Annotated in this window: 7 protein-coding genes; 1 reads left to right on the forward strand and 6 read right to left on the reverse strand. The window is 62.4% G+C overall.

Features of this window, described 5'->3' with window-relative positions:
• Positions 1–15: 15 nt before the first annotated feature.
• From CAG44_RS18720 to CAG44_RS18745, 6 genes are all read right to left on the reverse strand, one after another.
• Positions 16–486, reverse strand: a complete 471-nt coding sequence (locus CAG44_RS18720; RefSeq protein ID WP_075045277.1) for an Lrp/AsnC family transcriptional regulator — start codon at positions 484–486, stop codon at positions 16–18.
• Positions 487–506: 20 nt separating this feature from the next.
• On the reverse strand, positions 507–1,802 hold the full coding sequence (locus CAG44_RS18725) for an FAD-binding oxidoreductase (RefSeq protein ID WP_085692744.1): 1,296 nt from the start codon (positions 1,800–1,802) through the stop codon (positions 507–509).
• Between the two features lie 97 nt (positions 1,803–1,899).
• Complete coding sequence (locus CAG44_RS18730) at positions 1,900–2,739, reverse strand: ABC transporter substrate-binding protein (protein ID WP_085692745.1); 840 nt, start codon at positions 2,737–2,739, stop codon at positions 1,900–1,902.
• Between the two features lie 61 nt (positions 2,740–2,800).
• Positions 2,801–3,565, reverse strand: coding sequence for an amino acid ABC transporter ATP-binding protein (locus tag CAG44_RS18735; RefSeq protein ID WP_085619546.1), 765 nt, complete (start codon positions 3,563–3,565; stop codon positions 2,801–2,803).
• Positions 3,566–3,580: 15 nt separating this feature from the next.
• The gene (locus CAG44_RS18740; RefSeq protein ID WP_085692746.1) at positions 3,581–4,546 is read right to left on the reverse strand and encodes an amino acid ABC transporter permease; all 966 of its coding nucleotides are present in this window, start codon (positions 4,544–4,546) and stop codon (positions 3,581–3,583) included.
• A 284-nt stretch (positions 4,547–4,830) separates the two neighbouring features.
• Positions 4,831–5,712, reverse strand: a complete 882-nt coding sequence (locus CAG44_RS18745) for a LysR family transcriptional regulator (RefSeq protein ID WP_025339213.1) — start codon at positions 5,710–5,712, stop codon at positions 4,831–4,833.
• A gap of 170 nt (positions 5,713–5,882) precedes the next feature.
• On the opposite strand from CAG44_RS18745, the gene CAG44_RS18750 reads away from it, so the two are divergent.
• Positions 5,883–6,248, forward strand: a 366-nt coding sequence (locus tag CAG44_RS18750; protein ID WP_256575277.1) for a thiamine pyrophosphate-binding protein, incomplete at its 3' end; no start/stop codon positions are given.

A 6,248-nucleotide genomic window follows, 5' to 3' on the forward strand; every position in this document is an offset into this window, starting at 1 on the left:
AGCCTGGGAGGGGGATTACAACGTCAGCTTCTTGCTGAACTTGGTCTCCATGACAATGTGCGACGCCGTATGGGTCACACCCTTGATCATGTTTATACGGGTCAGTTCGGCATTCAGTTCGCCCAAGGTGTGGGTGGTCAGGTGGATGATGAAATCCATTTCGCCCGATACCGCGTACACCGCCTGCACCGACTCCATCTTGCGCAAGGTGGTCATCACGTCGGTGTAGCTCTTGTTGCTGCAGGAGGTCATGGTGAAGCAGTTGATCACCTGCTGCAGCTTGTCCTGGTCGATGCGCACGCTGTAGCCGGTGATCACGCCGGCATTCTCCAGGCGGTTGATGCGCTCCTGCACCGCCGAGCGCGACACACCCAGCTTGCGTGCCAGCGAGGCGGTGGGCTCGCGGGCGTTGGCCTGCAGCAGCGCCAGCAGTTGGCGGTCCTTTTCGGTAAGTTTGAACAGCGCGCCGGGGGGGAGGGGGTCCATGGCGATTCCTGGTTGTCGTTCTAGTTGTTGTACTGCGAGCGCGCTTCCTGGAACCGGTCCATCAGCTTCAGCCCGGCATACACCGCTTGTGCCGCAGCAGGCCCAAACGGTCCGCCGTTCCATTCCAGGCCATAGGCATCGAACAGGCGATAACGGTCGGTTTCGCCGCACACCGCCTCGGCGACTACCCTGGCGCCCACGGGTGCGGTGTTCATACCATGGCCCCCAAATGAAGTACAGGCCCACAACCCCGGGCCCAGAGGGCCGATGTGCGGCATCTTGTGGCGGGCGTAGCCCATCAGCCCGGACCAGGCCTTGGCGATTTTCAAACCCTGCAGCTGCGGATAAACGTTGAGGATGTCACGGGTCAGCAACTGCCCGAGGCGTTGTTCGTCCTGCAGATTGCGGGTGGTGATATGGCCACCCCACAGCAGGCGGTCACCTTCGACGATGCGGTAGTAATCCGAGGCGCGGCGGTTGTCGCCGACGGCATCCGTGGTACGTACCACGGCATTCAGGCGTTCACCCAGGTGTTCGGTGAGTACCACGTAGGTGGCGATCGGCAGGAAAGCTCGGCGCAGCCGGCCGAACTCGGCGCCGCCGTAACCGCCGCAGCAGTACACCACATCGGCACAGGTGACCGCGCCGTGGGCAGTGGTTACGCGGTGGCGCCCGGCCACGCGTGTTACCCGCAGCATGGGCGATTGCTCGTGGATACAGCCGCCGGCAAGCTCGACCAGCTCGGCCAGGCCCAGGCAGTAGTTCAGCGGGTGGAAATGAAAACCATGGCTGTCGCGCAGCCCCTGGTAGTAGCGGTCGGTGTTCAGGTGGCTACGTAGCGTCGGGGTATCCAGGTATTCCATCTCGAAACCGAAGTCACGGGCCATGCGGTCGCGGGTGCGCTGCAGGTTGTCGGCGTCGTCGTAGCGCACCACGCTGAGTTTGCCGGTGGTCGCGGCACAGCCTGGCAGCTGGTGGCGGGCGATGGTGTCGCGGACGATATCGACGCCCTCCAGTGACAGCCGGAACAATGCCGCTGCTGTCGGCTTGCCGCAGCGCCGCTCGATGGCCGACAGCCCTTCGGACCAGCCCTGCAGCACGAAGCCGCCATTGCGCCCTGAGGCCCCCCAGGCCACTCGCGCGGCTTCCAGCAATACCACCGAGCGCCCGCGCGACAGCAGTTCCAAGGCTACGCTCAGGCCCGCCAGGCCGCCGCCGATGACGCATACATCGGCCCGGGTTTCGCCGGCCAAAGCCGGGCGCTGCGAGGCCGGGCGCATGGTTCCGGTGTAGTAGTTGTTGCTGTAGCTGGACATCGGCTGGGTCATCCTTTTACTGAGCGTTGCAGGTTCTACGGGCACGCGGGGGCCGCACGCCCTTCAGCTGAGGGGCGCTGGCCTGTGGGTGATGGGGTTATTGCACTTGCGTGAGGTCGGCGCCGTACCACTTCTCGGACAGCTGCTTCAGCGTACCGTCGGCCTTCATGCTTTCGACGGCCTTGGCCAGTTCGGCATTGAAGGCGTCGTCGCCCTTGTCGGTGGCGATGGCCAGCGGTTCGTAGTAGGCGGGCTTGCCCTGCACCGGGGCAATCGGGTAACCGGCCTTGATCGCGCCCATGATGGTCGGCAGCGGCGACAGTGCGGCATCCAGGCGGATGCCGTTGCCCATGCGCAGGTCATCCAGCGGGCCCATGCTGTCGCCGTAGGTCTGCACATCACCAGGCTCCACGGTGTAGCTGAATGCAGGTACGTCCGCCGCGTCGATCTTCAGCCGGCGGTTGATGTAGTCCTCGGAGGTAGTGCCGGCCTCGACGCCGATGGTCTTGCCATTGAGGTCGGCAGCGCTGGCGCCGGCGGCATCCTTGTGCACTGCGAACATGTAGGGGGTGTAGTAGTAGATGGCCGGGAAGTCGAGTACGCGGCCACGCTCGGTGGTAGGCGTCATCGAACCGACCGACAGGTCCCAGCGGCTGGCCCAGCGCCCGGCAGTGATGATGCCGTACTCGGGGGTGACAAACGCTACCGTGGTGCCCATGCGCTTGCCGATTTCGTTGGCAACATCGATGTCGAAGCCCTTGAGGGTGTTGTCCTCGCCAAGGAACGACTGCGGTGGCCAGTTGGCGGCGGTGGCCACTTTCATGACCTTGCTCTGGTGGATGCGATCCAGGGTGGCGCCCGCCCAGGCGGCGCCGGTCATCAGGGCCAGGCTGCCGGCGACGGCAGTGAGGGCAAACAAGCGTGCAAGTGGGTTCATTCGGTAAGTCTCCGGGTATGCAATTGTTGTTGTGGTGTCGGCACAGCGGTAGACACAGGCCTCAGTGGCTGAGAATCTGCGAAAGGAACTCCCTGGCGCGGGCATGGCGCGGGTTGTCGAAGAAGTCGTTGGGCCGGGCCTGCTCGATGACCTGGCCTTGGTCCATGAAGATGATGCGGTCGGCGACCCGGCGGGCGAAGCCCATTTCGTGGGTGACACAGAGCATGGTGATGCCATCCTGGGCCAGCTCGCCCATCACATCGAGCACTTCCTTGACCATTTCCGGGTCCAGTGCCGAAGTGGGTTCGTCGAACAGCATGATCCGCGGCTTCATGCACAGCGCGCGGGCAATGGCTACCCGCTGTTGCTGGCCACCGGAAAGCTGGCCGGGGAACTTGTCGGCTTGGCTGGCGATGCGCACCCGCTCCAGGTACTCCAGGGCCAGGGCGCGGGCCTGGGCCTCGTTGAGCCTGCTGACCAGGCGCGGACCGAGCATCAGGTTTTCCAGCACGGTCAGGTGCGGGAACAGGTTGAACTGCTGGAACACCATGCCGACCTGGCGACGAATGGCGGCCACGCTGGCGGCATCACGGTCAAGCGGGTTGCCGGCAATCAGCACCTGGCCTTTCTGGAAGTCCTCCAGCAGGTTCAGGCAGCGAATCAGTGTGGACTTGCCTGAGCCTGACGGGCCGCAGACCACCACGATCTCGCCGCTGGCGATTTCCAGGTCGATACCCTTGAGTACATGAAAGTCGCCGTACCATTTCTGCAGACCGCGGATCGATACGGCGGCCTGGGCGGCAGCTGGGGTGACTACTTGGTTCATCGTGATGCTCCTCGATCAGCGGTGGGCGCGGTCGAAACGTTTTTCCAGGCGCGACTGCACGGCTTCGAGCAGGATCGACAGCACCCAGTACAGGACGGCGGCGGTAATCAGCATTTCCAGGTGGCGGAACTCTGCGCGGCCCTGTGTGCGAGCCAGGAACATCAACTCCCACACGCCGATCACCGACACCAGCGAGCTGTCCTTCAGCATGGAAATGAACTGGTTGCCGGTGGGCGGGATGATCAGTCGCATCGACTGCGGCAGGATCACCCGGGTCATTGCCTGGAAGGGGGTCAGGCCAATTGCTCGCGAGGCTTCCCACTGCCCGCGCGGGATGCTGCTGATGCCGGCGCGGAAGATTTCCGTCATGTAGGCGCCATAGCACAGCGACAGGGCCAGGATGCCCGCCGGCACTGCACCGACCACGTAGCCGAGTTGGGGGATGCCGAGATAGATCAGGTAGATCTGGATCAGCAGCGGTACACCGCGGAAGAACGAGGTATAGAAACTGGCGATGGCGATGGCGAAGCCGTTGGACGACAAGCGTGCAGTCGCACCCATCAGGGCCAGGACGAACGCGATGGCGATCGAGATCGTGGACACGTAGACGGTGGTGAACACCCCTTGGGTGATCATGAAGCCGACCTTGCTGGCGATGAAACTGTAAGACAGGTCGAAAGTGTCGAAGAACAGCAGGAACAGCAGCAACAGTTCGAACCAGACGGTAATTACCTGGGCCCGTAGCGCAAAGCGGCCGAGGATGAACAGATTCAGCACCAGGGTGACGGCCAAGGTGCCGGCCACGGCGATGTTGCGCATTAGCGGTGCCTGCAGGTCGAGCACGATCGGGCCCATCAGCCGGGCCAGGCTACCGTCGCCCACACCGTAGAAAAGGGCGAGTGCAAAGATCACGGCGGTGGCCAGGGCCATGAACGCAGGGTTGTCGGTCGCACGCGGTTTGACGATATGGTCTCTGTACATGGGGTCGTGCCTCACGGAGCTGGGCTCGTTTGTTGTTGTGAGGCCATTGTAGGGAGGCGAAGCGCAGGCAAGAACCTGACGGATTGCAACGATTGACAGGTTTGTAATGGCATTTGACGGGTGCATTGCCTGACATTTGCTGCCTGGCCCCGTCAAATCGTTTGCCACCGGATGCGCCGGTATTCGCGGCTAAAGCCGCTCCCACAGGGATCAGTGCAGGCTTGCGGTATGCACAACCCCTGTGGAAGCGGCCTTAGCCGCGAAGAGGCCGGAACAGGCTGGTATCAACGCTCCAGGTAATGGGTCTGCGCGGCAAAATCGATGAAGCGCTTGCTGGCCAGCGACAGGTATTCCCCCGAGCGCCAGCACAAGCGGAAGCTCATCTGCTGCGCTGGCTGGAACGGTACGCCGACAATGCCCGGCGTGCGTTGTTGCACCGAGCGCAGCAGGGTCGCCACGCCCATGTTGTCCAGCGCGGCCTGTACCACCAGCGATACGAAGTTGCTCTGCAGTGCTACCTGGTACGTGATGCCATGTTCGGCGAAGAACGCATCCAGCAGGTGGCGCTGCACGAAGGTGCGGTCGAATACCACCATGTCGGTATTGCGCAGGTCCTCGGCCGTGAGGAAGGCCTTGCCGGCATAGGGATGGTCAGGGTGCATGCACGCCAGCATCTCGTCGCTGCCCAGCAGGATCGATTCCTTGTCGGGCGGCACGCGCCTGGACTCCAGCAGCGCCAGGTCGATTTCCCGTTGTTCCAGGCGATGGCCAATGTCCTCGGCACTGCCTTCGAACACGGTCATGGCAATGCCCGGGTACAGCTGGCGGAAGGCGTTCATCAAGCCGGGCACATAATGCAGGCCGAACATCGGCGGGATACCCAGGCGCACCTCGCCGCGCTTCAGGTCGGCCATGTCGCGCAGTTCTTGCCGGGCCACATCCATTTCGCGCAGGGCCGATTCGATACGTGGCAGGAAGCGTTCGCCCTCGGCTGTGAGGATGACTTTGCGCGTGGTGCGGTTGAACAGGGTGACGCCCAGTTCTTCTTCCAGGCGGGTAACAGCCATGCTCAGTGCCGGCTGGGCAATATGCAGGTGCTGCGCGGCTTTGGTGAAGCTGCCTTGGCGCACGATCTCGACGCAGCAGCGCAATGCCTTGAGGTTCATTGAGGGGGTTTACCGTTCATAACAAACTGTGATGCCAAGCATCATAACAATATATTTATTATTATTAACCAGAGGGCCTACGATGCGCGCCACTGAGACATCCTGCAACATCTCAGTCACGCAGCTTAATAAATCTGCAATCCCACAAAGATTTTGAGGTAGTACCCCAAATGGCCAAGGCCGCCGATGTCGTTGTGCAATGCCTGGAAAACGAAGGTGTCGAGTATGTATTCGGCATTCCTGGTGAGGAAAACCTCGACCTGCTCGAATCCCTGCGCAAGTCGAAGATCAAGCTGGTACTTACCCGTCACGAGCAGTCCGCAGGTTTCATGGCTGCCACCTATGGTCGCCTGACTGGCAAGACCGGCGTCAGCCTGTCGACCCTCGGCCCTGGCGCCACCAACCTGGTCACCGCCAGCGCCTACGCCTACCTGGGCGGCATGCCGATGATGATGATCACCGGCCAGAAGCCGATCAAGAAGTCCAAGCAGGGCCGTTTCCAGATCATCGACGTGTGCGGCATGATGGACCCCATC

Source organism: Pseudomonas sp. B13(2017), assembly GCF_002113245.1.
Lineage (GTDB): Bacteria > Pseudomonadota > Gammaproteobacteria > Pseudomonadales > Pseudomonadaceae > Aquipseudomonas > Aquipseudomonas putida_Z.